The sequence below is a fragment of the Pseudomonas sp. MN1F genome (genome assembly GCF_009391885.1).
In the GTDB taxonomy this organism is placed as follows: Bacteria; Pseudomonadota; Gammaproteobacteria; order Pseudomonadales; family Pseudomonadaceae; genus Aquipseudomonas.
On the sequence record NZ_VZII01000037.1, the window covers coordinates 45,493 to 69,599 of the forward strand.

Below are 24,107 nucleotides of genomic sequence, written 5' to 3' on the forward strand. Positions count from 1 at the left end.
TGCGGCTGAATTCGGCTTGCAACGGCCTGACCACCGCCCGCTGACTTTCACGGAACAAACCGCAGATAGTGCTTGACTTCCGGGCTACCAGGCGCAGACTTTAGCCAGTGTTGCAAAAGTTCCCCTGGGCCTGGCCGCGTCTGTTTGCGGCGCTCGCCCTCCAGCGCTTGACTCCCAGGCATGCTCAATGCTGGCGCTGGACTTCACGGATGCAGTGCTGGCTTTCCTTCGAATTGCCCGGTCTCAAGGAAAGAACATCCCGATCACGCACGACTGCTACAAGAGCAGCAGAAGTGCGCACTCCCTCGTGCCGAACGCTATACGGCTGCTGCCCGCGACCCTTGAACCTGCCTGACGATGCCGATCAGGTTTTGATCAAGCGCCCATTCGACAATGGGCTGCTGACGATCTCCTCGACGAGCGCAAAGCGCGTGCATCGAAGCACAGCCGTTTGATTCCGAATTGAAGCTGACTCGGAGATTTCGTTGCAGTCGTCATGAAGGCCCACCAGCAGACGAGGCGCTGCGGCAGGCTCCACCTCGTCGTCCCTATGATTCAAGGAGCGCCCGCATGGCCAGCAAACAGTGCCAGGTCTGTGGCCAACCCGCCACGACACGGGTGGAAGCCAAGGTCAATGGCCGCCACAGCACCATGCTGTTGTGTGATGATCACTACCGCCAATTGGTGCGCCAGCAAAAACGCACCCTTTCCCCACTGGAGGCCCTTTTCGGCTCGCGCAGCGGTTTGTTCGAAGAATTCATGGGCAGCGATTTCTTCGGCAACGGAGAAGACTCGGTAACCGTTGCCGCAGATGCCGATGATGTGGCCGAAGCGTCGTCTGGCGAACCTGCCCGCGCAGGGGCTGGCGCGCCGCGGCGTCGCGGCAGCGGGCTGGCCAGCCGCATCAGTGAACACTCCGAGGCCCTGTTGCAGGAAGCTGCCAAGCGTGCCACGGAGTTTGGTCGGTCCGAAGTCGATACCGAACACCTGCTGCTGGCCCTGGCCGACAGCGACGTGGTCAAGACCATCCTGAGCCAGTTCAAGCTCAAGGTCGACGACCTCAAACGCCAGATCGAGGCCGAAGCCAAGCGCGGCGACAAACCGTTTGAAGGCGAGGTCGGTGTGTCACCACGGGTGAAGGATGCGCTGAGTCGCGCCTTCGTCGCCTCCAATGAGTTGGGGCACGCTTACGTAGGCCCCGAGCACTTCCTGATCGGGCTGGCCGAAGAGGGTGAAGGGTTGGCCGCCAACTTGCTGCGCCGCTATGGCCTTACGCCGCAGGCCCTACGTCAGCGGGTAAGCAAGGTGGTTGGCAAAGGTGCCGAGGATGGCCGCGCCGAGGCGCCGACCGATACGCCGGAGCTCGACAAGTACTCGCGCGATCTCACCAGGATGGCGCGTGATGGCAAGCTGGACCCGGTCATCGGGCGGGCACAGGAAATCGAAACCACCATCGAGGTACTGGCGCGGCGCAAGAAGAACAACCCTGTATTGATCGGCGAGCCTGGCGTGGGCAAGACGGCCATCGTCGAGGGCCTGGCTCAGCGCATGGTGGCCGGCGAAGTGCCCGAGACGCTGCGTGACAAGCGCCTGGTCGAACTGAACATCAATTCCTTGGTGGCCGGCGCGAAGTACCGGGGCGAGTTCGAGGAGCGCGTGCAGAAGGTGCTGAAGGAGATTGCCGAGCACCAGGGTGAGCTGATTCTCTTCATCGACGAAGTGCACACCATCGTCGGTGCAGGGCAGGGCGGTGGAGAAGGCGGTTTGGACGTGGCCAACGTCTTCAAGCCGATGATGGCGCGCGGTGAGCTGAACCTGATCGGCGCGACGACGCTCAACGAGTACCAGAAGTACATCGAGCAGGACGCTGCGCTGGAGCGGCGTTTCCAGCCGGTCATGGTGCCCGAGCCAACGGTGGCGCAGACCATCATGATCCTGCGCGGCCTGCGCGACACCTTCGAAGCGCACCACAAGGTCAGCATCACCGAGGACGCGATCATCGCTGCCGCCGAACTGTCCGACCGCTACGTCAGCGCGCGCTTCTTGCCGGACAAGGCCATCGATCTGCTCGATCAGGCTGCCGCCCGCGTCAAGCTATCGGCCACGGCACGCCCGGTTGCGGTGCAGGAAATGGAGTCGGAACTGCACCAGTTGCGCCGTGAGCAGGAGTATGCGGCTTCGCGCAAGCACTATGACAATGCGGCGCAGATCAGCAAGCGCGTCGAAGCCACGGAGGCCGAACTCAAGCAGCGGGTCGAGGAGTGGGAGCGCGAGCGCGGCTCGGGCAGCACCGAGGTCAAGGCCGAACATGTGGCGCAGATCGTCTCGCGGCTGACCGGCATTCCGGTCAATGAACTGACGGTGGAGGAGCGCGAGAAGCTGTTGCACCTGGAGCAGCGGCTGCAAGAGCGCCTGGTGGGGCAGGACGAGGCGGTGCGCGCGGTGGCGGACGCGGTTCGGCTGTCGCGCGCTGGGCTGCGCGAAGGCAGCAAGCCGGTGGCCACGTTCCTGTTCCTGGGCTCCACCGGCGTCGGCAAGACCGAGTTGGCCAAGGCGCTGGCCGAAACCATCTACGGCGACGAGAGCGCCCTGTTGCGTATCGACATGTCGGAGTATGGCGAGCGCCATTCCGTGGCTCGGCTGGTGGGCGCGCCTCCGGGCTACGTCGGTTATGACGAAGGCGGCCAGCTTACCGAAAAGGTCCGTCGCAAGCCCTACAGCGTGCTGCTGCTCGACGAGATCGAGAAGGCCCATCCCGACGTCTACAACATCCTGCTGCAGGTGTTCGACGACGGGCGACTGACCGATGGCAAGGGGCGCGTGGTGGACTTCACCAACACCATTATCATTGCCACGTCCAACCTGGGCTCCGACATCATTCAGCGGCGGCTGAAGGCGCCCGGAGCAGCGGGTGAGGAGTACGAGAAAACCAAGGTCGAGGTGATGGATGTGCTGCGCGGGCACTTTCGCCCCGAGTTCCTCAACCGCATCGATGAGATCATCGTCTTCCATGCGCTGGGCAAGCAGGAGATCCGCCACATCGTTGGCCTGCAACTCGACCGCGTGGCCCGCAATGCCGCCAGCCAGGGCGTGACGCTGACGTTCGACGAGACACTGGTCGATCACTTGGCTGAAGTCGGCTACAAGCCCGAATTCGGTGCCCGCGAGCTCAAGCGAATGATCCGCAGCGAGCTGGAGACGGCACTGGCACGTGAGATGCTCGGCGGCGGCATTGGCAAGGGTGATCACGCCCATGCGCGCTGGGACGACAAGGCGGAGCGGGTCGGGTTCGAGCACCGGCAAGCCGTGCCGGCCAAAGAGCTCGACAGTGAAAGTGCGTGAAGCGCAGGCCGAAGGCTGCGGTTTCTCGTTGCAATGATCTTGCTGCTGAAGAGGTGAGGCATGAAGGACAGCAATGAGCCCGAGACCACGCGCATGCGACTGCGTCGCGAGTGGGCGGTGTTGACGTTCTACGAGCGTTTCGAGCAGATCGTCGCCCACATTCTTTCGCTGGTGATCGCGGTGGTTATCGTGGTGTCGCTGGTGCAGCTGATCCAGATAGTCTTCAGCCTGCTGATCATCGATGCGTTCAATCCGCTGGACCACCGGATCTTCCAGAATGTGTTCGGTATGGTCATGACGCTGCTGATCGCGATGGAATTCAAGCATTCCATCGTGCGCGTTGTGTTGCGCCGTGGCAGCATCATTCAGGTCAAGACAGTCCTCTTGATCGGGTTGATCGCGCTGTCACGCAAGATCGTGATCCTTGATCCCGATGTCAGCCCGGCCAAAGTCGCGGCGCTCGCTGGCGCTACCCTGGCCCTGGGGCTGACCTACTGGCTGTTGCGTGAGCGCGATGATCGAGTTGCCTAGGCTCTGTGTGAATGGCGCCAAGGCAAAGACTCAACGGGAAAAAGAACGCGGATGTGTAATGCCATATGCGTTCAGATCGGGGCTTGAAAACCTCGAACGCTACTTTCTCCATAACCGGTCCTGACAGGGGCTGAGGGTCGAGGGCATGGCCGCTGAAGGCAACGCAGGACTGTTGTTGGGCGTCATCACGTTGCTCAGCGCTGCCGTGGTGGCCGTGCCACTGCTCAAGCGCATCGGCTTCGGCTCGGTGCTCGGTTACCTGCTGGCGGGGATGATGATCGGACCCTTCGGGCTGCAGCTGGTCAATGACCCTCACACCATCATTGATGTGGGCGAATTGGGCGTGGTGATGTTTCTCTTCGTGATTGGCCTGGAGCTCAAACCCTCGCATCTGTGGGAGCTGCGCGCGCAGATCTTTGGACTGGGCAGCCTGCAGGTGTTGATCTGTGCCGTTCTGCTCACCGTCGTCGGCAAGGCCTTTGGTTTCCCTTGGCAGGTGTCATTCGTCTGCGCGGCCGGTTTTGTACTCACGTCCACGGCGATCGTCATGCAAGTGCTCTCGGAGCGGGGTGACTTGACCGAGCCGAGGGGCCAACGCATCGTCTCCATTCTGCTGTTTGAAGACCTGTTGATAGTGCCGTTGCTGGCGGTGGTGGCATTTCTGGCACCTACTGCATCGGTGCCCGAACCCAGCTCACCCCTGTGGCAACGCATGGCAACCGCAGCGCTGTCCCTGAGTGCACTGGTGGTCATCGGGTTGTGGTTGCTCAACCCGCTGTTTCGGGTATTGGCCCAAGCCAGGGCGCGCGAGGTGATGACTGCTGCCGCGCTGCTGGTGGTGCTGGGAGCGGCGCTGCTGATGGAAATCGGCGGCCTGTCAATGGCCATGGGCGCGTTCGTTGCCGGTGTGCTGCTTTCGGAGTCCACCTTCCGCCACCAGCTGGAGGCTGACATAGAACCGTTTCGCGGGCTGTTGCTGGGGCTGTTTTTTCTCGGCGTCGGCATGGCGCTGGATCTGCAGGTGGTGGCCAGCAACTGGCTGCTCATCAGCTCTGGCGTGCTGGCGCTGATGGTGGTCAAGGCGCTGTGTATCTACGGGGTCGCGCGCCTTGCGAAAAGCCAGCATGGTGATGCGCTGGACCGTGCCGTGCTGATGGCCCAGGGGGGTGAATTCGCGTTCGTGCTGTTTGCCGAAGCGCTGAAACTCAGGGTCGTCAGTGCCGAAATCAACGCCAACATGACGGCTATCGTGGTGTTGTCCATGGCCCTTACGCCGGTCAACCTTCTGCTGTACAAGCGCTTCGCGCGGCCCCGGGCGGTTTCCATGGACGGTGTGGAGCCGGCACAGAATCTTCAAGGCCATGTCCTGATCATAGGGTTTGGCCGTGTCGGCCAGATCGCTTGCCAGGCACCACTCGCTCATGGCGCCAAGCTTTCAATCATCGACATGGACCCGGAGGTGATCCGCGCCGTCGAGCCTTACGGTTTCAAGGTCTATTACGGTGATGGTGCCCGGCACGACCTGTTGCATGCTGCCGGGGCCCATCACGCCCGCACCATCATTGTGTGCGTGAATGACAAGAAGGCCGCGACACGCATCGTCGAAAGCACGCGGCACTATTGCCCGCAGGTGAAGGTGCTGGTGCGCGCCTTTGACCGCGAGCACGCGTTGGAGCTGGTCAAGCACGACGCCGACTACATCGTGCGGGAAACCTTTGAATCCGCCTTGCTGCTTGGCCACCAGGCCGTGCTGAGCCTGGGTGCCTCAGCGCACGAAGCCGACGCGGTGACCGACGAGGTGCGCACCCGCGATGCCGAACGTTTTGCCCTGGAAACATCCGGGGGGCTATTTGCCGGGCGAGCGTTGGTCCTGGGAAATATCGAGCGCATTGAGCCGCCGCCCCACGAAGCGCGGAATGCTCAGTGAGCATGTCAGCCACGCTTCATCAACGGATCTGACGCAAGCCTTCCATGGCGGCTGTTTTCAAGGTTCAGGGAATGGCAAAGGTGCGGTTGTAGGGCGCCGGACAGCGAAGACGTTGAGCGTCATGGCCACCAAGGCGTAGTAGCCGAAAATCGCAACCAGCTCGACTACAGCGGGCTCGCCGAAAGCCTTCACCGCTTCCTGATAGCGGTCGTCACTGACCCGACGCGTACGGTAGAGCTCTTCACCCAAGTGGTAGACGATGGCCTCATCTTCCTGGATGAAGGTGGGTGTACGCTGTGCGCGCAGCGCGTCGATGACTTCGTCACTCAGCCCGCTGCTTCGAGCAATGGGCTCATGAATTTGCCACTCTGCCTGGGACTGCCACCAGGCTGCGGTGAGCAGTATCGCCAACTCGCTCAAACGCAAATCCAGCCGAGTGTGGTACCTGCAGAACGCCCCAAGGCGTTGTGCGTGATCAGCCAATGCAGGGCTGTGGATCCACGCAAGGAATGGGCCGTCCAGATTTCCCCGTGGCCCTTGGAGGATGTCACTTAGCACCTTGCGCTGTTCTTGGCTCATCTGCTCTTCAAGGAGTGAGGTCAAGCGGGATTGAATGTTCATGAGCGCTTTCTCAAACTCCTGCGATTGAGCTGTCTATTGCCAGCGCGAGCTTATCAATGATTTCGTCGATATGGCTTGAGTCGATGATGAAGGGCGGTGCCAGCAGAATGTGATCCCCTCGTTGCCCATCCACAGTTCCGCCCATGGGGTAGCACATCAGACCCTGTGCCATGGCCGCTTTCTTCACCCGTGCATGCAGTTTGATCGAAGGATCAAAAGGCGTTTTCGTTGCCCGATCATTGACCAGTTCGATGCCACGAAATAGCCCGCGCCCTCGAACGTCACCCACATGAGGGTGCCCGCTGAACCGCTCAAGCAAACGCGCGTGCAGGGCGTCACCCACCGTGACGACCTGGCTCAAAAGCCCGCGTTTCTCGATGGTTTTCTGCACCGCCAAGGCAGCAGCACAGGCGGTTGCGTGGCCTATATAGGTATGGCCGTGCTGAAAGAAGCCTGAACCGTTGGCGATAGCGTCACGGATCTTCGCACTGACCATGGTTGCGCCAATCGGCTGGTAGCCGGCGCCCAACCCTTTGGCGATGGTGATCAGGTCGGCAGTGATGCCCTCCTGTTCAGCCGCGAACAGTGAACCCGTGCGGCCCATGCCACACATGACTTCGTCGAGAATAAGCAGCACGCCATGGCGATCGCAGATTTCACGGACGCGTTTGAAGTAGCCCGCGACAGCTGGAACGGCACCCAAGGTGGCCCCTACGACAGGCTCAGCGATGAAAGCCATGACGTTTGCCGGGCCCAGGCGGCAGATTTCCGATTCCAGCTCTTCGCCTAGTCGCTGGGCATATTGCTCAACGGTTTCACCCGGTAACTGATCACGGTAGGCATAACTCGGGCTGACGTGGCTAACGTTGATCAGCAATGGCTCGAACTGCCGACGTCGCCATTCGTTACCACCCGCCGCCAGGGCACCCAACGTGTTTCCGTGATAGCTCTGGCGACGTGCAATCACATGCTTGCGACTGGGCTGGCCAATTTCCACGAAGTATTGCCGCGCCAGTTTGAGTGCGGTTTCCACCGCCTCAGAACCGCCGGACACGAAATAGACAGACTCCAGCCCTTCAGGGGCGCGGGCGACAAGAAAATCTGCCAGCTCTTCCATGACATCAGTGGTGAAGAAAGAGCTGTGGGCGTAGGCCAGTTGCCCAATCTGATGGCGTACTGCCTCGATGACCTCAGGGTCGCTGTGGCCAAGGCAAGAAACTGCTGCGCCTCCACTGGCATCCAGGTAGCGCTTCCCGGCGCTATCAATCAGATAAGGCCCATCACCTGCTACGGCTGTGGGGTAGGTATGGCTGAAGCTTCGATGCAAGACGTGGCTCATGATCACCTCCAAGGGGTGTGCAAATATTACTTGCATATAAATCAGAAGCAACGGATATTTGCATTTCACCGCAGGAAGCGCCGCTCGTACTGCGCTGGTAGACGCGCGCCCTTGGCATGGAATGCCGCCAATAACAATCAGGGGCCTGCCCCATACCTTGCTACTGCCGCTTTCCCTCGGGCCGACAACGGCAGCCGAGCCTCCCCCTTGAAGAGGAAAGACGATGAAAAAATTTCTTAAGGTATCGCTTGCAGCTTTCGCTCTTGCCATTTCAGGCACCTCGATGGCCGCCGGAAAAGAGTTGCTGATCGCAACCGACACGGCGTTCGTGCCTTTCGAGTTCAAGCAGGGCAATGAGTATGTGGGCTTCGATATCGATCTTTGGGCGGCAATTGCCAAAGAGCTGGGTGTGACCTATCAGCTCAAGCCAATGGATTTCAACGGCATCATTCCCGCGTTGCAAACCCATAACGTGGACGCGGCGCTTGCCGGGATCACAATCAAGGAAGAGCGCAAACAGGCTATCGATTTCTCCGACGGTTACTACGACAGCGGCTTTCTGCTGATGGTCAAAAGTGACAACCAGACCATCAAGGGTGAAGCAGACATTGCCGGCAAAAGCCTGGCGGTGAAGAGCGGAACGTCGGCAGCCGACTATGCCAAGGCCAATCTCAAGGCCAAAGATCTGCGTCAGTTCCCGAACATCGACAATGCCTATCTGGAACTGCGCACGGGGCGCGTCGACGCCGCCATGCACGATACGCCAAACGTGCTCTATTACATCAAGACCGCCGGCGAAGGTCAGGTCAAAGCCGTGGGTGCACAGATGATGGCGCAGCAATACGGCATCGGCTTCCCTAAAGGCAGCGAACTGCGCGAGCCAGTCAACGCAGCCCTGAAGAAACTTCGGGAGGATGGCACCTACGCCAGAATCTATGAAAAGTGGTTTGGCACTCAACCACAGTAAATCCTTCCAAGTTTTCTGAGAGTTCACCGTTATGCAATTTCAATGGAGCGCCATCTGGGATGCGCTCCCGGTTCTGCTGGAAGGTGCCAAACTCACGCTCTGGATCTCGATCCTGGGCCTGATCGGCGGCGCAATCATCGGTGTGATCGCGGGCTTCGCCCGCGCTTACGGTGGTTTCTTCAGCAGTCGGGTAGCGTTGGTATTCATCGAGCTGATTCGTGGCACCCCCATCATGGTGCAGGTGATGTTTATCTACTTCGCCTTGCCCCTGATGATTCCCGTGCGCATCGATCCGTTCGGGGCCGCCGTGTTCACCATCATGATCAACTCGGGTGCCTACATCGGCGAGATTACCCGAGGAGCCGTCCTGTCGATCAACAAGGGCTTTCGTGAAGCCGGACTGGCGCTGGGGCTCTCTCGCCGCGACACCCTTCGCTATGTCATCACACCGCTGGCGTTTCGCCGGATGATTCCGGCCCTGGGCAACCAGTGGATCGTCAGTATCAAGGATACGTCGTTATTCATCGTCATCGGTGTGGCCGAACTGACCCGCCAGGGCCAGGAAGTGATCGCCGGCAATTTCCGCGCGATGGAGGTCTGGTCTGCCGTGGCCGTGATCTACCTGATCATTACCCTGGTGCTCAGCTACATCCTGCGCCGTATGGAAGCGAGGTTGAAAATCCTGTGATCGAATTCAAGAACGTTTCCAAACACTTCGGCAGCACTCAGGTGCTCCATAACATCGACCTGAGCATTGCCTGCGGTGAGGTCGTGGTCATCATCGGGCCGTCGGGTTCTGGCAAATCCACCTTGCTGCGCTGCATCAACAAGCTGGAAGAAATCAGCGAGGGTGAGCTGATTGTCGACGGTTTGAAGGTCAACGACCCCAAGGTCGATGAGCGCCTGATTCGCCAGGAAGCCGGCATGGTGTTCCAGCAGTTCCATCTGTTCCCACAGATGACGGCGCTGGAAAACGTGGCGTTCGGACCGATCCGGGTGCGCGGGGCAAGCAAGGCCGAAGCGCATGCGCTCGGTCGTGAGCTGCTGGCCAAGGTCGGCCTGGCCGAACGCGCTGACCATTATCCGTCGCAGCTGTCGGGCGGCCAACAACAGCGAGTGGCCATTGCCCGGGCGCTGGCGGTCAAACCCAAGATGATGCTGTTCGACGAGCCGACTTCTGCGCTGGATCCGGAGCTGCGGCATGAGGTGCTGACCGTGATGAAGGCGCTGGCAGAGGAGGGGATGACCATGGTCATCGTCACCCACGAAGTGGATTTTGCGCGCAAGGTCGCCAGCCGATTGATCTTCATCGATAAGGGGCGCATCGCCGAAGACGGCAAGCCACAAGAGCTGATCGCCAATCCACCCAGCCCGCGCTTGCGCGAATTCCTCCAGCACGTTTCATAAGGGGCAACGCGATGCTCGCTCAACTTCACATCGCCGGCAATGCGTTCGAACTCGGACGGCGCCTGGGTGAATTCGGTCGTCAATCCGTACATGGCAAACTGCGCCTATTACCACTGTGGCAACACCTCGTTTCGTTGGCCGACACGGATAAGGCGCAGCAAATGAAAACGCAGGTGCGTGAACGGTATCCGCGTTACTGGCAGGAGATCGAAGGCCTTGCCGCCGGGCTTGAGTTGCCGGTCGACGAAGTCTTCATGTGGAACTGCCGGGGCGATTTTCCTGGGCTCGTGAGTGTGGATGGCTGTACCACTGTGTTTGGTCAGGCAGAGCAGGGGACACTGATCGCCCACAATGAAGACGGGCTGCCCCAATTGCGCGATGATTGTGCCATTGTCCACGCCAACCCGGAGGAGGGTGTGGCCTTCATCAGCTTCGTCTATCCCGGCTCGATCCCGGGCCATACGTTTGCAGTCAACGCGTTCGGCGTTGTTGCGACGGTCAACAACATCCGCCCAACGGATATCCCCGCCGGCTTGCCACGGATGATTCTGGGGCGTGCTTCGCTGGATGCCCGTACGCTGGATGAGGCGATTGCGGCGGTCTCCCTGATGCCTCGCGCCGGGGCTTTCCACCACGCGTTCGGGCAAGCTGGTACCTCTCGTGTCGTCAGTGTCGAAGCGACATCAGATGGCGTTGTAGTGCGTGAGGTTGAAGCATCGAGCGGCCACTCGAACCATCTCGTCGATCCGTCGTTTCGGGATTTCAAGCAGATCGTGACAGGGAGTTCTGGCGCTCGTCAGCACAGAGTCGATCACCTGTTAGCCGGCTCAAACCGCAAGCTCGACCTGGCGCTCGCCCTTCAGATCCTGCGCGACGAGGAGCGTGCAACGTTGCCAGTCTACCGGTGTGCGGACGATGATCCTGATGACGAAAATACGCTTGCCACGGCGGTCTTCACGCTGACATCCAGCGCTGTAGAATGGCGGGTTTATGCGCGCCGAGTGACAGATCATCCTGACGCCCAAGGCGCTGTTGTGTTAGTCCAATAGCGGATAACTCCGATGACGCAGTTCAATGAATACCTACCAGAAACAGTGACTGAGCTGAAACAGCTGCTGGCTGCCATCGATAGACAAGAGGTGGATATCGCTTTGGGCGGCAGTTCGACGCGCGTGCTGACCCAGATGATTGAATCGCCGCAACACGCAGCGGTGTCTTCAATCACTGAGTTGGCCGCGCAGTTCGGCGTTAACGCCTCGACGCTGTCCAGGCTCGCCAGGCGTCTTGGGTATTCAGGGTTCAGCAAATTGCAGGACGTCTTCCGACGAGAGCTGACAGAGGGCAAAAGCTTCTACAGCGATCAGGCGTCACGGTTAGTGGTCAATACGGAAGGTGTGGGGTCGATTAGCCAATTGGCACGATTGGGTCGCCAGGAAAGCGCCAACATTGCCAGTATGGTGGAGCAGGTCGATCCCGCTGCGTTTGACGATGTTGTTGGGCTACTTTGCAGCGCCAAACGCGTGCGAATCCATGGTATGAGGCAATTCAACTCTTTGGCGCTGTTCATGTCTTATGGGCTTGGGATGCTTCGGCCGGATGTCAGCGCGCTGGACTCCAGCCGACAAGGTGTTGCTGATGCGCTTGCTCAACTGGATGCAGGAGACCTGTTGGTTGTCGCCAGCTGCTTCCCGTATACCCCGAGCGTGCTGGCGACTGCCGAGGTGGCTAACCGGCACGGGATAAAGGTCGTGGCATTGACGGACTCTGCCAGTTCGCCTTTGGCCAAGACCGCGCTGCACAGCTTCTATGTGCCCAACCATAGCCTGTTCTTCAGCAACAGCATGTGCGCCTTTATGCTCCTGGCGCAGGGGCTGCTTAGTGCGGTAGCAGGCGCCTTGGGCGAGACCGCAGTCGCAGCGCTCAAGTATCGTGAAGAGCTCATCTCTGAGTTGAATTCCTCGCTGTAAGTTCTGCACGAGGTTTTTCAAGAAGCCCGCCGGAGCGGGCAAGGGGGCTAACACTGGCTAGGCCTGACTCTAAGACAGGCTCCAAGCGGCATCGTAAGTATGATCTTGCCGATATTGAGTGAGGCCTCCATTTTTCGATGAGCATCCGCGGCTCGCGCCAATGGGAAGGTGCTATCAATCACGGGCTCAAGACTGCCTCCTCCCTCGAAACGATCAAGCCAGTGTTCGCGAAAGCGTCTGACCATCGCATGTTTTTCAGACTGTGTGCGGGACTTCATCACTGTGCCGATGATCTGCAAGTGGCGGTATAGAACGTCTTCCAGCTTGAGGTTCACTTCACCACCGCCACCCAGCATACCGACCTGTACCAGGCGGCCACCCTTGGCGAGCGACTTGATGTTCCTCGTGAAGTAGGGCTCACCTACAAAATCGATGATGACATCCACACCTTGCCCATCCGTGTGCTGCGCGACGACCTGGGCAAAGTCCTGCGCTTTGTAATCGATGGTGAAATCGGCACCTAGATTCTCGACCCGGGACAGTTTTCCTGCCTCTGCGGTGGCGAAGACCTTGGCGCCCATGGCGTAAGCAAGCTGCACGGCTGCTGAGCCAACCCCACCTGCGGCAGCATGAATGAGTACTGACTCGCCTGGTTTCAGTTGCGCCAGGTGGATCATCGCTTCGTGAGCGGTCACAAAGACTTCCGGGATCGCTGCAGCATGCACGTAGTCGAGAGCACCCGGGATCGGCATCGCCATGCGGTAATCGATTCGCGCGACTTCTGCATAGGCGCCGCCACCCACCACTCCCATCACGCGATCGCCGACTTGATAGCCTGACACTTCACTGCCAACCTCGATCACCTCACCTGCAATCTCCAGGCCGATGATCAGCGAGTCGCCGAAGTTGGGACGCCCGTAGCCACCGGTACGATGGGTCAGATCAGCTCGGTTAACGCCGGCAGCATGCACGCGAACCAGCAGGTCGGCGGGGCGGACTTCCGGCACAAGTACCTCACTCACCTGGAGCACTTCAGGGCCGCCAAAGGTTTCAAAGGTGATCGCTTTCATGGGTTCAAAGGCTCCGAGTCAACGAGTGTGGAATGGGCGATGGCAGATGCCGTGATCGCTGCAGGAAATCCTGCATAGAAGGAGAGGTGGGTAATGGCTCCGGCGAGCTCTTCATGCGTTATGCCGTTGGCAACGGCTCGCCGCAGATGCGCCGGCAGCTCATCTGAATGACCACCAGCAATAGCCTCACGAGGGCTTGCAAAGTTGAGACCTGTCATGTGGAGGCACCTCAAACCTGGCTGATGAATTTATTGGTGAGGTAGTGCTCGATACCTTCGATGCCGCCTTCCGAACCGTGACCGCTCTCCTTGATGCCACCAAAGGGGAGCTCTGTCGCGACGATGCGGTATTGATTGATCCCGATCATGCCGGCCTCCAAACCGTCGGCAACATCGATGGCCGTCCGTGCATTGGTGGTGAAGGCATAGGCCGACAGGCCATAGGGCAAGCGGTTAGCCTCGGCCAATCCATCCGCCAGCCCTTCGAATGGCATCAAGATGGCAATGGGGCCGAACGGCTCCTCGTGCATGATGCGGGCATCCATTGGCACATCGGCCAACACGGTGGGTGCAAAGAAGAAGCCTGGCCCAGGCAAGGCCTCACCACCGGCCAACACCTGGGCGCCCTTGGCGACAGCATCAGCCACCAGTTCCTCCATCTTGTTCAGTTGCCTCAGGTTGGCAAGCGGCCCGACTTGCGTATGTGGGTGCATGCCATTGCCGACCCGCAGAACTTTGGTTGCCGCAACGAATTGATCTACGAATTGCTGGTAGACACCCCGTTGAACCAGGAAACGGGTTGAAGAAATACAGACCTGGCCGGTACCGCGGAAGCGGTTGGCGACGCCTTCCACAGCGGCTCGCTCCACGTCGGCATCGTCGAACACCAGCACTGGGCCATGGCCACCCAGTTCGAGCGTGATCGGCTTCACGCCTTCGGCTGCGCGACTCGACAACAGACGGCCAATGGGTACGGAGCCCGTGAAGGTCACCTTGCGAATAATCGGCGACGCGATCAGCTGGCTTGAGACCTCATCAGGCACACCAAACACGACCTGCAGCACACCTTTCGGCAGCCCGGCATCATCCAAGGCACGAGCAAGGGCGAGGGCAGTGGAGGGGCTTTCCTCACCAGGTTTGAGAATGACGCTGCAGCCGGCCGCCAGCGCGGCAGACAATTTGCGTGCTGGCGTAATTGCCGGGAAATTCCAGGGTGTGAACGCAGCAACGGGGCCTATTGGCTGGCGCTTGACCAGTTGCAGCACACCGGGGCGGTTCGCTGGTACCACACGGCCATCGATGCGACGCGCACTTTCAGCGAACCATTCGAAATACTCTGCCGCCCGAGTGACCTCATCCATGGCTTCGCCAATGGGCTTGCCTTCTTCGAGCGTCATCTGCGCGGCGATGTGTGCCGTACGCTCCAGGATCAGGGCGGCAGCGCGTTTGAGAACCCGGGCACGCTCGGCTGGAACCGTGTTGCGCCATTGCTCAAACCCTCGCTGTGCCACCTCAAGGGCCAGATCAAGTTCGTCAGCAGTAGCCAGCGGCACCTGCCCAATGATTTCTTCAGTGGCGGGGTTTCTGACGGTCGCAGTTTTACGGCCGTCTGCGTCGATCCATTTGCCGGCGATGAAAAGATAAAGCGAGTCGTACGGTGTGTTCATGGCTGTGGCCTTCATAGCATTCTCTGTTGAACTGCCCCTGCGCAGCTACGCAGGGCTCGGATGACGGTGGCTGGCGCCGGTCCGTGGAATTGAGTCTATGGAGGTCACCGAGAAGGATTTAGCCCAGTTGAAGGGAATGATTGTTGTGCAGAAAGGTAAAGTAGCTTTCAAATGCACACCGATTTACACACAGTGCGGGGTGAATGAGCTGGCTCAGGGGAGGAGGCGATGGACAAGTTTTCTAACATGTCGGTGTTTGTGAAGGTGGTTGAAATGGGCAGCTTCACAGCGGTTGCCAACCACCTCGACTCCACGGTGGGGAATGTGTCGCGAGCGGTGTCGGCACTCGAGCAGATGCTTGATACGCGCCTGTTACAGCGCTCCACCCGACGCTTGTCGGTCACTGATGCAGGCAGACGCTTCTATGAGCGCTGTAGCATCATCCTTGCCGACCTCGAAAACGCTGAAGCAGAGGCGAGCAATGCATTGCTCAAACCCCGAGGTACGCTTCGCGTCCATTGCGTGCCTGGGCTTGCTCGACACCTTGTAACTGAGGCTGCACTGGAATACCGCAAGACGTTTGGTGACGTTACAGTCGATTTGATGCTCTCACAGCGCATGCCAAACTTGCTGGAAGATCAGCTGGACGTGTCCATTCAGATCGCAAGGGTGCTGCCAGACTCAAGCTATGTCAGCCAAAAAATTGGAGTCAGCCACTGCGTGTTGGTGGCATCGGCCGAATATCTGGCGAATCACGGAACACCCGAGACACCCGCAGATCTGGTTGATCATCAATGTCTCTTGCTGGGTACGGTGGATTACGCGCGGGATGAGTGGCAGCTCAAGAGTCGCATGGGCGATGCAACGTTCATCCCCAGCGGGCCAGGCTTCAGTGTGAATGACATGGAGGCCATGTCTGTAGCGGTCGGAAGCGGTGCGGGTATCGGCTTGCTCGCGGGCTTTGCCGCCCTCGACGATTTACGTTCTGGGAAACTGGTACGGGTGCTACCCGATTATTTCACTGAGGAGCGGAATGTGTACGCGGTGTACTCGTCGCGGCAGTTCATCGATGCCAAGATCACCCGGTTCATTGAGGCCTTGAAGGACAAGGTCGGGAGCCGGCTGGCGGTGATTGCCGAGGAGCTCATCAAGATTTAACGGTGGGGGCGCTGCCACTTAATCGACACTTCCCAGATAGTACGCCATTTAACATAATATGCATTATGCGCAGATTCGTATTTCCCATACGATGCCCAGCCAAGGTACATTTCAAGCGCTCGAACCCTTAAAGGATGTTTTGCCACCAGCTCATCCAAGGATGCCTACCTTCATGTCCCACCATCCATCTGCTGACCAGATCATCGATCTCTACGATCGTCACGCGTCGACCTGGAACACACTACGCGCCAATCACTTCACTGATCGCAAATGGATCGAGCGCTTCGGCGCGCTGCTACAGCCGTCCGCAACCGTCCTTGATCTGGGCTGCGGGTCTGGCCAACCTGTTGCGCGTTACCTGGTCGACACCGGTGCGTCCATCGTGGGTGTGGATTCGTCTGTGCGCATGCTCGCCTTATGCAGCACACATTATCCAGCGCAGGAATGGATTCACGCGGACATGCGCACATTAGCGCTCAACCGACAGTTCGACGCCATCCTGGCTTGGAACAGCTTTTTCCACCTCAAGCCCGCGGATCAACGGCAGATGTTTCCGATTTTTCGCCGCCATGCTGCACCGGGTGCACTGCTGATGTTCACAAGTGGTCCGTCACATGGCGAGGCCTTGGGGGTATTCGAGGGCGAAACGCTGTATCACGCGAGCCTGGATGCCCAGGAGTACCGCACACAGTTGCACGTCCACGGTTTCGAAGTGCTGGATCACGTCGTGGAAGATGCAGAATGCGGCGGCCTGACAGTCTGGCTGGGCCGTCGCCTGCCCTGACCAAATATGCTTTATAGTAATAACTACGCTAAATAGTCATTTAGTTTAGTTATTAAAATCGTCTATTTCGCTCAAATATAGGCCTTTCCAAACCTTCGATATAAACATCACTACGCTCTTCAGGATCTGCAAGGCGGCGCAGCCGTCCATGCCGAAGGGCAGCTCCATCATCAACTCCTGTGATTACAAACAGGAGGCTCGCCTTGCCGGCGAGCCTCAACCTCTGGCAAGTCAGCAGGTTCAAGGCGTGAAACCCAACCCGGCGGACAGGTCCGAACCTTCAGCATTACCGACCGGATGCGCCGATGCCCTACCCCCCGCCTGATCCAGTGATTGCTCGACCGACGCCTTCACTTCGCTGCCCTTGCTCTTGAGCGTATCGGTCAAGCGATCACTGCTCGCCCCCAGCAACTGATCTTCCTTGTCAGTGCTCGGCAACGCCGCCCCCAACGCCGCACCCAGTGCAATGCCCAGGGCCGCCAGGACCAGCGGTTGTTCCTGAAGCAGATGGTCGAACTGCCCTTTGAGCGCGGTGGTCTGTTGGGCGACCTTATGGGCCGAGCGTTGCAGGCTGTCTGCGTTTGCGCCCATGGAGTCGCGTGCGTCACTGCCAAGCTCGCTGGCCCGATCACGCATGTCGTGGGCTTTCATGCGCACCTTATGGCTGGCTTCGTGCACCGCCTCCCCCGCGTGAGCAAAGGCATCCTTGGCGGTGGCCATCGCATCGCCGAGTTTTTCGCCCAACCCTGGCCCCTGATGCGCAGGCCCTGGGTTGAAGGGCCGGCCCTGGTTCAGGCCAAGCCATGCCAGCCCCAGTGCCGTCAGCGTCGCGGGAACGGGATTGTTCTTGAGGGTAGTGCCAAGGTTCTGGAAGAACTCGCCTCCATTGCCTCTGGCATAGGCCAGCACCCGGTCGACCATCTGGCCGGGGCTCAGGCGCTGCTCCAGTGCATCCACCAGATCACTGATGTGTTCACGCTTGGCGTTGATCTCCTGCTCGAGCAGGTCAGGGTCTTTCTGCGCGTCATGTTCAAAGGACGTGATCATGGCAGTTTCCTCTTCAGCGTGTCCTTGTCTTGTTGCATGGCATGCAAGGTCCGCTCGGGGCTCAGATGCGTGGGCTCGAACTGCTTCTTGCCTGCCTGCAGCATGATGAAGCCGACCACCACGGTGATCGCACCGACGATCAACGCAGCCAGCCACGGCTCGATCACCATCGCCAAGGCGTAGACCGCTGCCAGTAGCAGGATCACGAAGCCCGCCAGGAGCACGATCGCTCCCGCCGCAACCGCCGCTGTACCGGCCTTGAGGCTGGTGAGGTTGTGCTGCAACTCGGCCTTGGCCAGCGCCAGCTCCTTGGTGAACAAGGCCGGAACTTCCCGCATCAACTGGCGCAACAGGCCGCCAACGCCAATGGCGTCGTCTGCTGCGCCATGCAGGCCAGAGTTGGTGTGCAAGGGATCTTCGTTCATCATTCACCTCCTTTGAGCGGGTCACGCTCGAACGGGCTGCCGCCGACCGGTGTGCCGGCACCCGGCCCGATCGGGTCGACGGGGGTGTAAGGCGCGTGGGTGGATACATCGCTGCCCCGATCGGGTGTCACTGGCTGAGCAGATCGCTGCCCTTTGGGTGGCTCAGCGCTTGTGCGGGCATGGCTGGCACTGGCCCGCATGAAGCGCGACACGGCAAAACCTACGGCGACGCTACCGGCCAGGAACAACGCCGGGTTGCTTCGCGCCAGATGCGCGCCGCGTTGCAGCAGGCTTTCGGCGCTTTCATGGCGAACCTGCTCGGCGAACGCGCCCACACACTCTGCTGCCTGGCTCAGGTACTGAGAAAGCCCGAGGCTGTCCTTGTCTTGCAGCGCGGCTGCCGCCGAGCGTGCACCCTCCCCCAGCGAATCGAGCTGGTCAGCCGCGGTATCGCGGTACTGTTCGAATTGCTCGCTACCTTTCTGCCTGGCCTCGCCAAGCAGCGCGACGGCTTCATCAGTAATGGCATGCACGTGATCCTCGGTGCTCCCCGGTGGAGACGTCGAGCTTTGATCGGTCTTGTCCATCGTTAGGCCCTCGAAGTTGATAGGTCAGCGAATGCCGTATTCAGTCGGCATTCATTCGAGGGACGCAGGTGAAACGGCGGGAGTTCAGCATTTGTGATCTATGACATCTACCTGGGTAACCAAAGGCAGTCGCGCCATCAACCTGCGAAAAGGCAACCGGCGCCAAGGTATTTGCCTCGTCATCCCAACTGTAGGACCACCGCGTAGGTGCCCAGGAGCACCCAGAACACCAGGAATATCCAGGGCGTGCGCAGCGAGAACAACAGCGACTTGCGGTGCCCGTCCTGTGATGTTTCCGCCTCGCTGAACAGCGGCGATTCGTCATAGGCCAGCCCCATCAGCGGCTCGCTTCGCAGCAGATGGCTCTGCTTCAGTTGCCAGTGTTCGATGATCTTGTAGGCCGCACGGATGCCTGGCCACGCATTGAGCGAACTCAATACGCCCAGCAGGGCCAGAAATGGCGGGACGACCAGGGTGAACATTTCGCCCCAGCTCTGATTGAGGTTGCCCATCGACGACACGAAGGCGATCACCAGGAACGACTGGGCGGCAAGGTAGGCATCGGTGCGGTTGGCGAGGATGCTGGTTTCGTACTGGATCTCCGCGCGGTAGAAATCCAGCCGCTCCTTCGGTGAGCCGAACATGCGAGCGTTCTGCTCACTGATTTCGTGTTCCGGGGTGGCCGGGGTAATGATTCGCGGCACGGGCTGGCTCCTGCATTCGAGCACATCGGAGGCCGCGATGCGACCTCCCTGAGGGTCAAGGTTTTCGCCGGTCATGGTCACGCGCGGCTTTCTGCGCAGTCGAATCGTGCGAAGTGCCGGTTGATCCGTCAGGCCGACGGGCATCGTTGTCCCGCTCCTGCTCACCCGTGGTCCTCGCCTGCTCCACCGCTTTGCTTTTCGCTGAATTCGACATGTCTGCACCTATCCTTTGCTGTGTTCGGGGGATGATGGTCCGCTGCCGCGCTTGATACCCCGTGGCCCCAGCACACCCCAGATAGCCAGGCCGACGACGGGCAGCGCCAACAGCAGCAACGCCCACATTGCCTTCGTTGTATCCGCCTTGTCGCTGCGCAACACACTGACAATCGCCCATAGATCGACCAATAGAATGATCACCGCCACGGCAATCCAGAAGTACGTCACAGGTTCGTTCATGATGGTCTCTCCTCTTTGCATGACAGGCCGCACGGCGCGCACCCGGCGTACAGTCCCATTACTAGAGGGAAGCCATGGTGGCCGGCAAAGTTCACGCGAAGTTGTGGCGCGCTGGATGAGCGGAAGCGATCTGCTGTGAACCAATGGCACCGCCACAACGTCCACCGCAACACAGCGAACGAGTGGCGTGCAATGGTTAAAGATCCCGTGCAGGAAACGCTTGATTACCTTAAATCGCACAAACTGCTGCTTACCACTGCCGAGTCCTGTACAGCCGGTGCGATGGTCGCATTGCTGGCGGCCATTCCCGGTACCGGCGAGGTGCTGGAGAGCGGCTATGTCGTCTATTCACCCAGTGCCAAGAAGCGCCTGCTGGGGGTAAACCCGCAGACCATAGAGCGCTATGGCCTGACCAGCGAGGCAGTCGCCTGGGAAATGGCCCTGGGCGCATTGAAAGACAGCGACGCCACGGTTGCCATCGCCAGCACGGGGATCACCGGCCCCGAACCGCAGGATGGCATCGCGCCCGGCACGCTGTGCTTCGCCTGGGCATTTGCCGGCGAACCATTGGCAGTGTTCACCCGTAGCCAGCGCTTCTTCGGTGATCGCGCAGACGTCATGCGTCAGGGGGCGATCTATGGGTTGTCACGTCTGGCGCATTATCACCAACGCTGGCTGCGCGGTGAGCGCGCCTGAGGGCCGGGCCATGCACGAAGATGAGCAGGTGTCGAGGCAGTATCCGGTCGCAGAAGACATGCCCATGCAGCAACGCGTCTGGTGCTTCGAGCGGGTGGGCTGGTATGTGCTAGTGGTGATCGTGCTGCTGGCCCTTGCCGGGTTGTTCGGTAATGGCCCGCTCAGCGATGCCCTGGCGATGAGCCCGGATGGTCGCGTACAGGTAGCCTATCAACGTATCAGCCGCAGTGGCACCAGCGACCACTTGCGCATCACCGTGCGCGGCACTCCCGGGCAGCCAGTGAGGCTACTGCTGGGGGGCAATCTGCTGCGCGAGGCCAGTATCGAGATGTTGCAACCAGAGCCGGAGAAGTCGCTCTCCCAGGGCCAGTCGCTGTTATTGCAACTGGGCACCAGCGAAGACGGTATCGCCACCTTGTACCTGACCGTGCGCAGCGACTTCATCGGTACCCTCGAAGGGCTTGTCAGCGCAGGCCAAGGCAGCGCGGTGCACTTCTCCACCTTCCTTTTCCCCTGAGGAGCAGCCCATGGACTCCATCCTCCGAGCAGCAGGCATGTACATCGCACTCATGTTGCTGTTCCGGGTGGCCGGCCGGCGCTCACTGGCAGACCTGACGACGTTCGACTTCGTGTTGCTGCTGATCATTGGCGAAGCGACCCAGCAGGCACTGCTGGGCGAAGATTTTTCCTTCACCAACGCCATGCTGGTCATTGCGACCCTGGTCGCGATGGATGTTGGACTGTCCTTGGCCAAGCTCAATTCAAAACGCCTGGCGCGCCTGCTCGACGGGCACGCCACGCTGGTGGTCGAACAGGGCCGCTTTCTGCATCACCGCATGCGACGGGCACGGCTGACCGAGGATGACATTCTCGAGTCAGCCCGCGACAGTCAAGGTATCGAGACCGTCGCACAGATCAAGTTCGCCATCGTCGAGCGCAACGGCAAGATTTCGATCATCCCGCAAGAATGACCGCCACGGGCCAGCGTGGCTTTACCATCGCGATGTACTCACGTTTTACCCGTTCAGCTGCTGGAGAACTTCTTCACATCGATGGCTGGAGCCACGAACTCAGGCCCCTCACCGGACACCCGCCAACGCACGTTGGCAAGCCCGTAGCGCTCGGCCATGGGCCGGCTGACCTTCTTGATCTTGTGCTGGCCGAAGCGTGGAATGATGCCCACCCCGGCATCGCAACTGGCCCAGTGCCAGGCTTCGGCATTGTCCATGCGCTCCTGGCGGATGATGAAGGTTCGGAATTCTCCGTGAAGCTCGTATTCGATCACGTACAACTGCTGCCCTGGCATTGGATGCTCCTTGGTTGAGTCAGGCTAATGGAGCGCTTGCGGTGGGAAAAGATTCAGTAATTTTGACCCATCGGTCACCGGTCTCTGCGGGCATACGGGCCGGTGCGTTGATCAACTGCATCGAACCCTGCCGCTCGCCGTGCACAATCGAATAGATGAAAGCGTCGGACGGCCGGCCAGTTATACAAAATGGTTTTCCTGTACAGCCACCGCTCGTCGTCAATTCGCAAATCCAGCCCAACCTTCGGCTTGTCGCCAGCCTTCTAAAGCAACAAGTCAAACTATCCGGTAAAGGGCTTATGACCGAGCGCATCATCACCCTGTTCACCAACACCACCGTATTCGGTATCTCCATTCTCAACCTGCTGGTTGCGTTGACCGTTACCCTCCTGACCTTTCTGGTTTCGCGCGCGGCGATCAGCTTCTTGCTGCGTCGGGTTCGGCGCTGGTCCGAGCATGACGGCCCGTTGAGCCAGGTGCTGGCCAAAGTGCTGTCAGGCACCAGCAACTTCCTGCTGTTCCTAGCTTCGCTGCTGGTGGGCCTGGGCATGCTCGACCTGCCTGAGCGCTGGCTGACCCGGGTCGGCAGCCTGTGGTTCGTGGTCGCCGCCCTGCAGATCGGCCTGTGGGCCAACCGCGCCATCGGCCTGGGGCTGAACCGCTATTTCACCCGCCACCGTGCCGACGGCCTGAACCAAGGCAGCGCGCTGGCCACGCTGTCGGCCTGGGGGGCGCGGGTGCTGCTGTGGTCGGTGGTGCTGCTGGCGATGCTGTCCAACCTGGGGGTGAACATCACCGCGTTCGTCGCCAGCCTCGGCGTGGGTGGCATTGCAGTCGCGCTGGCGGTACAGAACATCCTCGGCGACCTGTTCGCGTCATTGTCGATTGCCGTGGACAAACCTTTCGAGGTCGGCGACTTCATCGTCATCGGCCCGCTGGCGGGGAGCGTCGAGCATGTCGGCCTGAAGACCACACGCATCCGCAGCCTGGGCGGCGAACAGATCGTCATGGCCAACGCCAGCATGATCAGCAGCACGATCCAGAACTACAAGCGCCTGCAGGAGCGGCGCATCGTGTTCGAGTTCGGGCTGTCGTACGACACGCCCACCGAGGCGGTGAAGGCAGCGCCTGGCATTGTCGAAGAGGCCATCAAGGCCCAGGAGCAGGTGCGTTTCGACCGCGCGCACCTGCGCGGCTTCGGCAAAGAGGCGCTGGAGTTCGAATGCGTCTACATCGTCAAGGACCCCGGTTACAACCTGTACATGGACATCCAGCAGGCGATCAACTTCAGACTGCTCGAACGGTTCTCTAAAATCGGCGCCAAGTTCGCTGTGCCGGTGCGTGCAATCAAGGTCACGGCATTGCCCCAGGAGGTTGGCATGCAGGGCCAGGGGCGCGATGGGATGAGCATCAGAGGGGCCTGACCACGCGCGGGGGCGGCAAGCACCATTGGCCACCTGCCAGCCAACCTCCCCCGCGTATCAAATTTTTCACCCATTCTTCACCGTCCCCGCACTTATCCCTGCCTGGGATTCGCCGACTATTTGCCCGCCAGCAGAGTCAGCCATGAATCTGATAAGCACCGATCAACGCGCCTTGGGCTGCTGGCGCTGACGTCGCTGTTCAAAGGCCTGATCGGCTTCATTCTGCCAGGCCTGGCAATGGCAGATGGTCATGGTCGAGGTGGATAACAAGGTGCCGATGTACCTCCAAACGGGTGGCGCCCCCTTCTACTATGTGACGCAGACCGAGGATTACCCCCGCAGTGGCGACACCGCCAGCTTGATGGCCTGGCTGGACCGTGCCAGCGGCAAGCACTGGGACCCGCAGCGCACGATCATCGTCGCGCACTACCGCCACGGCGAGACGCCACCCTTTGGTTACCTGGACAGCGATCACCAGGTCGTCACCACCCAACCCAGCCGTGGTGAGCAGTGGCTGCACGCCCGTGATGATCGAAGTGTGGCTTATATTCCCAACGCCTAGGCCATGGCCCCGGCTCGTCTGTAAGCCTGTAACTAACGGCAACTTTTGGTTTAACTACCCGCACAGTTTTACAGCCATCCGAATGAATGTTTATGCGTATCAAAGTTATTGGTAGGTTCAC

General features: G+C 59.9%; 25 protein-coding genes and 2 pseudogenes. 16 read left to right on the forward strand and 11 right to left on the reverse strand.

What is annotated here, in order from left to right; all coding sequences use genetic code 11:
• The first annotated feature begins 570 nt into the window (after positions 1 to 570).
• The 3 genes from clpK to F6X59_RS18070 all read left to right on the forward strand — a co-directional run bounded on the left by clpK (position 571) and on the right by F6X59_RS18070 (position 5,800).
• On the forward strand, positions 571 to 3,342 hold the full coding sequence (gene clpK / locus F6X59_RS18060; RefSeq protein ID WP_152957391.1) for a heat shock survival AAA family ATPase ClpK: 2,772 nt from the start codon (positions 571 to 573) through the stop codon (positions 3,340 to 3,342).
• A gap of 60 nt (positions 3,343 to 3,402) precedes the next feature.
• Positions 3,403 to 3,873: a phosphate-starvation-inducible PsiE family protein gene (locus F6X59_RS18065; protein WP_152957392.1), complete on the forward strand. Its 471-nt coding sequence runs from the start codon at positions 3,403 to 3,405 to the stop codon at positions 3,871 to 3,873.
• A gap of 145 nt (positions 3,874 to 4,018) precedes the next feature.
• On the forward strand, positions 4,019 to 5,800 hold the full coding sequence (locus F6X59_RS18070) for a monovalent cation:proton antiporter-2 (CPA2) family protein (protein ID WP_152957393.1): 1,782 nt from the start codon (positions 4,019 to 4,021) through the stop codon (positions 5,798 to 5,800).
• A 57-nt stretch (positions 5,801 to 5,857) separates the two neighbouring features.
• Here the strand turns inward: F6X59_RS18070 and F6X59_RS18075 are convergent, their stop codons facing one another.
• Positions 5,858 to 6,421 (reverse strand): carboxymuconolactone decarboxylase family protein, encoded by a 564-nt coding sequence (locus F6X59_RS18075; RefSeq protein ID WP_152957394.1) that lies wholly within the window; start codon positions 6,419 to 6,421, stop codon positions 5,858 to 5,860.
• Between the two features lie 10 nt (positions 6,422 to 6,431).
• Positions 6,432 to 7,760, reverse strand: a complete 1,329-nt coding sequence (locus tag F6X59_RS18080) for an aspartate aminotransferase family protein (RefSeq protein ID WP_152957395.1) — start codon at positions 7,758 to 7,760, stop codon at positions 6,432 to 6,434.
• A 223-nt stretch (positions 7,761 to 7,983) separates the two neighbouring features.
• Here F6X59_RS18080 and glnH point away from each other — a divergent pair, with 223 nt between their 5' ends.
• The 5 genes from glnH to F6X59_RS18105 are packed head-to-tail and all read left to right on the forward strand — an operon-like array spanning position 7,984 to position 12,101.
• On the forward strand, positions 7,984 to 8,727 hold the full coding sequence (gene glnH, locus F6X59_RS18085) for a glutamine ABC transporter substrate-binding protein GlnH (protein ID WP_152957396.1): 744 nt from the start codon (positions 7,984 to 7,986) through the stop codon (positions 8,725 to 8,727).
• Positions 8,728 to 8,758: 31 nt separating this feature from the next.
• Positions 8,759 to 9,415, forward strand: a complete 657-nt coding sequence (glnP, locus tag F6X59_RS18090; RefSeq protein ID WP_152957397.1) for a glutamine ABC transporter permease GlnP — start codon at positions 8,759 to 8,761, stop codon at positions 9,413 to 9,415.
• Positions 9,412 to 10,134: a glutamine ABC transporter ATP-binding protein GlnQ gene (gene glnQ, locus F6X59_RS18095; RefSeq protein ID WP_346652882.1), complete on the forward strand. Its 723-nt coding sequence runs from the start codon at positions 9,412 to 9,414 to the stop codon at positions 10,132 to 10,134. Before glnP ends, glnQ begins: the two co-directional genes overlap by 4 nt.
• 11 nt (positions 10,135 to 10,145) lie before the next feature.
• The gene (locus F6X59_RS18100) at positions 10,146 to 11,183 is read left to right on the forward strand and encodes a C45 family peptidase (RefSeq protein WP_152957398.1); all 1,038 of its coding nucleotides are present in this window, start codon (positions 10,146 to 10,148) and stop codon (positions 11,181 to 11,183) included.
• Between the two features lie 12 nt (positions 11,184 to 11,195).
• Positions 11,196 to 12,101 carry a MurR/RpiR family transcriptional regulator gene (locus F6X59_RS18105; protein WP_152957399.1) on the forward strand — a complete coding sequence of 302 codons (906 nt, stop codon included), beginning with the start codon at positions 11,196 to 11,198 and terminating at the stop codon, positions 12,099 to 12,101.
• 47 nt (positions 12,102 to 12,148) lie between these two features.
• Here F6X59_RS18105 and F6X59_RS18110 read toward each other — a convergent pair whose 3' ends face one another.
• From F6X59_RS18110 to F6X59_RS18120, 3 genes are read right to left on the reverse strand one after another with little or no spacing between them, the layout of a single operon-like run.
• Positions 12,149 to 13,171 carry an NAD(P)H-quinone oxidoreductase gene (locus tag F6X59_RS18110; protein ID WP_152957400.1) on the reverse strand — a complete coding sequence of 341 codons (1,023 nt, stop codon included), beginning with the start codon at positions 13,169 to 13,171 and terminating at the stop codon, positions 12,149 to 12,151.
• Positions 13,168 to 13,389, reverse strand: coding sequence for a carboxymuconolactone decarboxylase family protein (locus F6X59_RS18115; protein WP_152957401.1), 222 nt, complete (start codon positions 13,387 to 13,389; stop codon positions 13,168 to 13,170). Before F6X59_RS18115 ends, F6X59_RS18110 begins: the two co-directional genes overlap by 4 nt.
• Positions 13,390 to 13,400: 11 nt before the next feature.
• The gene (locus F6X59_RS18120; protein WP_152957402.1) at positions 13,401 to 14,837 is read right to left on the reverse strand and encodes an NAD-dependent succinate-semialdehyde dehydrogenase; all 1,437 of its coding nucleotides are present in this window, start codon (positions 14,835 to 14,837) and stop codon (positions 13,401 to 13,403) included.
• Positions 14,838 to 15,065: 228 nt separating this feature from the next.
• Here F6X59_RS18120 and F6X59_RS18125 point away from each other — a divergent pair, with 228 nt between their 5' ends.
• From F6X59_RS18125 to F6X59_RS18135, 3 genes and pseudogenes are all read left to right on the forward strand, one after another.
• On the forward strand, positions 15,066 to 15,995 hold the full coding sequence (locus F6X59_RS18125) for a LysR family transcriptional regulator (protein ID WP_152957403.1): 930 nt from the start codon (positions 15,066 to 15,068) through the stop codon (positions 15,993 to 15,995).
• Between the two features lie 172 nt (positions 15,996 to 16,167).
• Positions 16,168 to 16,779: a class I SAM-dependent methyltransferase gene (locus F6X59_RS18130; RefSeq protein ID WP_152957404.1), complete on the forward strand. Its 612-nt coding sequence runs from the start codon at positions 16,168 to 16,170 to the stop codon at positions 16,777 to 16,779.
• A gap of 88 nt (positions 16,780 to 16,867) precedes the next feature.
• Positions 16,868 to 16,957: pseudogene (locus F6X59_RS18135) on the forward strand (NAD(P)-dependent oxidoreductase); the annotation flags it as partial.
• A gap of 62 nt (positions 16,958 to 17,019) precedes the next feature.
• Here F6X59_RS18135 and F6X59_RS18140 read toward each other — a convergent pair.
• From F6X59_RS18140 to F6X59_RS18160, 5 genes are all read right to left on the reverse strand, one after another.
• Positions 17,020 to 17,826 carry a DUF3618 domain-containing protein gene (locus F6X59_RS18140; protein WP_152957405.1) on the reverse strand — a complete coding sequence of 269 codons (807 nt, stop codon included), beginning with the start codon at positions 17,824 to 17,826 and terminating at the stop codon, positions 17,020 to 17,022.
• Positions 17,823 to 18,251 (reverse strand): phage holin family protein, encoded by a 429-nt coding sequence (locus F6X59_RS18145; protein WP_152957406.1) that lies wholly within the window; start codon positions 18,249 to 18,251, stop codon positions 17,823 to 17,825. The genes F6X59_RS18140 and F6X59_RS18145 overlap by 4 nt, the downstream gene beginning before the upstream one ends.
• Complete coding sequence (locus F6X59_RS18150; RefSeq protein ID WP_152957407.1) at positions 18,251 to 18,838, reverse strand: hypothetical protein; 588 nt, start codon at positions 18,836 to 18,838, stop codon at positions 18,251 to 18,253. Before F6X59_RS18150 ends, F6X59_RS18145 begins: the two co-directional genes overlap by 1 nt.
• A gap of 179 nt (positions 18,839 to 19,017) precedes the next feature.
• Entirely contained in the window at positions 19,018 to 19,542 is a 525-nt protein-coding gene (locus tag F6X59_RS18155) for a hypothetical protein (RefSeq protein ID WP_372240449.1), read from the reverse strand.
• Positions 19,543 to 19,764: 222 nt separating this feature from the next.
• Complete coding sequence (locus F6X59_RS18160; protein ID WP_152957408.1) at positions 19,765 to 19,998, reverse strand: PLDc N-terminal domain-containing protein; 234 nt, start codon at positions 19,996 to 19,998, stop codon at positions 19,765 to 19,767.
• Between the two features lie 192 nt (positions 19,999 to 20,190).
• Between F6X59_RS18160 and F6X59_RS18165 the strand changes: the two genes are divergently transcribed.
• The 3 genes from F6X59_RS18165 (at position 20,191) to F6X59_RS18175 (ending at position 21,665) form a co-directional block, all read left to right on the forward strand.
• Positions 20,191 to 20,694: a CinA family protein gene (locus F6X59_RS18165; protein WP_152957409.1), complete on the forward strand. Its 504-nt coding sequence runs from the start codon at positions 20,191 to 20,193 to the stop codon at positions 20,692 to 20,694.
• Positions 20,695 to 20,758: 64 nt separating this feature from the next.
• A complete protein-coding gene (locus F6X59_RS18170; protein ID WP_256669367.1) occupies positions 20,759 to 21,211 on the forward strand; it encodes a hypothetical protein in 453 nt (150 codons plus the stop codon).
• Positions 21,212 to 21,221: 10 nt separating this feature from the next.
• On the forward strand, positions 21,222 to 21,665 hold the full coding sequence (locus F6X59_RS18175) for a DUF421 domain-containing protein (protein ID WP_152957411.1): 444 nt from the start codon (positions 21,222 to 21,224) through the stop codon (positions 21,663 to 21,665).
• A 53-nt stretch (positions 21,666 to 21,718) separates the two neighbouring features.
• Here F6X59_RS18175 and F6X59_RS18180 read toward each other — a convergent pair whose 3' ends face one another.
• Positions 21,719 to 22,000 carry a DUF6555 family protein gene (locus tag F6X59_RS18180; protein WP_152957412.1) on the reverse strand — a complete coding sequence of 94 codons (282 nt, stop codon included), beginning with the start codon at positions 21,998 to 22,000 and terminating at the stop codon, positions 21,719 to 21,721.
• A gap of 299 nt (positions 22,001 to 22,299) precedes the next feature.
• Here F6X59_RS18180 and F6X59_RS18185 point away from each other — a divergent pair, with 299 nt between their 5' ends.
• Positions 22,300 to 23,424: a mechanosensitive ion channel family protein gene (locus F6X59_RS18185; RefSeq protein ID WP_152957413.1), complete on the forward strand. Its 1,125-nt coding sequence runs from the start codon at positions 22,300 to 22,302 to the stop codon at positions 23,422 to 23,424.
• A gap of 238 nt (positions 23,425 to 23,662) precedes the next feature.
• Positions 23,663 to 23,986 (forward strand): annotated as a pseudogene (locus F6X59_RS18190) (dolichyl-phosphate-mannose--protein mannosyltransferase); the annotation flags it as partial.
• Positions 23,987 to 24,107: the final 121 nt, after the last annotated feature.

Excerpts from the sequence above, each read along its gene's own strand:
- clpK (WP_152957391.1), top strand. The coding sequence starts at position 571 with ATGGCCAGCAAACAGTGCCAGGTCTGTGGCCAACCCGCCACGACACGG.
- F6X59_RS18080 (WP_152957395.1), bottom strand. The coding sequence starts at position 7,760 with ATGAGCCACGTCTTGCATCGAAGCTTCAGCCATACCTACCCCACAGCC.
- F6X59_RS18075 (WP_152957394.1), bottom strand. The coding sequence starts at position 6,421 with ATGAACATTCAATCCCGCTTGACCTCACTCCTTGAAGAGCAGATGAGC.
- F6X59_RS18100 (WP_152957398.1), top strand. The coding sequence starts at position 10,146 with ATGCTCGCTCAACTTCACATCGCCGGCAATGCGTTCGAACTCGGACGG.
- F6X59_RS18130 (WP_152957404.1), top strand. The coding sequence starts at position 16,168 with ATGTCCCACCATCCATCTGCTGACCAGATCATCGATCTCTACGATCGT.
- F6X59_RS18120 (WP_152957402.1), bottom strand. The coding sequence starts at position 14,837 with ATGAACACACCGTACGACTCGCTTTATCTTTTCATCGCCGGCAAATGG.
- glnH (WP_152957396.1), top strand. The coding sequence starts at position 7,984 with ATGAAAAAATTTCTTAAGGTATCGCTTGCAGCTTTCGCTCTTGCCATT.
- F6X59_RS18165 (WP_152957409.1), top strand. The coding sequence starts at position 20,191 with ATGGTTAAAGATCCCGTGCAGGAAACGCTTGATTACCTTAAATCGCAC.
- glnP (WP_152957397.1), top strand. The coding sequence starts at position 8,759 with ATGCAATTTCAATGGAGCGCCATCTGGGATGCGCTCCCGGTTCTGCTG.
- F6X59_RS18185 (WP_152957413.1), top strand. The coding sequence starts at position 22,300 with ATGACCGAGCGCATCATCACCCTGTTCACCAACACCACCGTATTCGGT.
- F6X59_RS18070 (WP_152957393.1), top strand. The coding sequence starts at position 4,019 with ATGGCCGCTGAAGGCAACGCAGGACTGTTGTTGGGCGTCATCACGTTG.
- F6X59_RS18180 (WP_152957412.1), bottom strand. The coding sequence starts at position 22,000 with ATGCCAGGGCAGCAGTTGTACGTGATCGAATACGAGCTTCACGGAGAA.
- F6X59_RS18145 (WP_152957406.1), bottom strand. The coding sequence starts at position 18,251 with ATGAACGAAGATCCCTTGCACACCAACTCTGGCCTGCATGGCGCAGCA.
- F6X59_RS18150 (WP_152957407.1), bottom strand. The coding sequence starts at position 18,838 with ATGGACAAGACCGATCAAAGCTCGACGTCTCCACCGGGGAGCACCGAG.
- F6X59_RS18140 (WP_152957405.1), bottom strand. The coding sequence starts at position 17,826 with ATGATCACGTCCTTTGAACATGACGCGCAGAAAGACCCTGACCTGCTC.
- F6X59_RS18160 (WP_152957408.1), bottom strand. The coding sequence starts at position 19,998 with ATGAACGAACCTGTGACGTACTTCTGGATTGCCGTGGCGGTGATCATT.
- F6X59_RS18170 (WP_256669367.1), top strand. The coding sequence starts at position 20,759 with ATGCAGCAACGCGTCTGGTGCTTCGAGCGGGTGGGCTGGTATGTGCTA.
- F6X59_RS18105 (WP_152957399.1), top strand. The coding sequence starts at position 11,196 with ATGACGCAGTTCAATGAATACCTACCAGAAACAGTGACTGAGCTGAAA.
- F6X59_RS18110 (WP_152957400.1), bottom strand. The coding sequence starts at position 13,171 with ATGAAAGCGATCACCTTTGAAACCTTTGGCGGCCCTGAAGTGCTCCAG.
- F6X59_RS18065 (WP_152957392.1), top strand. The coding sequence starts at position 3,403 with ATGAAGGACAGCAATGAGCCCGAGACCACGCGCATGCGACTGCGTCGC.
- F6X59_RS18125 (WP_152957403.1), top strand. The coding sequence starts at position 15,066 with ATGGACAAGTTTTCTAACATGTCGGTGTTTGTGAAGGTGGTTGAAATG.
- F6X59_RS18115 (WP_152957401.1), bottom strand. The coding sequence starts at position 13,389 with ATGACAGGTCTCAACTTTGCAAGCCCTCGTGAGGCTATTGCTGGTGGT.
- F6X59_RS18175 (WP_152957411.1), top strand. The coding sequence starts at position 21,222 with ATGGACTCCATCCTCCGAGCAGCAGGCATGTACATCGCACTCATGTTG.